The 377-nt window shown below is 61.3% G+C and carries 1 protein-coding gene; it reads right to left on the bottom strand.

Annotated features, from left to right (window positions below):
* A partial coding sequence (locus tag AB4Y92_RS26485) for a SemiSWEET family sugar transporter (protein WP_441822328.1) occupies nt 1–235 on the bottom strand: 235 nt, incomplete at its 3' end.
* Between the last annotated feature and the right edge of the window lie 142 nt (nt 236–377).

Below are 377 nucleotides of genomic sequence, written 5' to 3'. Positions count from 1 at the left end.
GGATGACGAGGACCGGCACCAACGTCACGGCATTGGCGCCGATCAGCGGCCAGGACATCAGCAGGAGCCCATAGACCAGCCAGAGAATGATGCCGAGCGCGAAGAATATCTGTGTCCAGAGCGAGATCGCCCGTGTGTCCCGAGTCCGGACCGTGTGCCAGGCCTGGGGCAGCCAGCACAGGGTCGTCAGCGTAGCTGCGGTGAAGCCGAGGAGCTCGGTTGCGGCGACAGACATGGGTGGGAACGTCTCGAATCAGACCAGGCCCATGCCATAGCGGGCTTTTGCGACTTTTGCGCGCAGTTCGCGCATGGTTAATCTCCCTTAACCATTCGGCCCTAGTTTTGCGTCATTCCTCGGCTTTCGGTGGGTTCATGCG

The sequence above is a fragment of the Lysobacter sp. TAB13 genome, from assembly GCF_052113885.1.
Taxonomy (GTDB): Bacteria; Pseudomonadota; Gammaproteobacteria; order Xanthomonadales; family Xanthomonadaceae; genus Lysobacter; species Lysobacter gummosus.
Note: the sequence above shows the minus strand (reverse complement) of the source record. Positions and strands in the feature narration are given on the sequence as shown.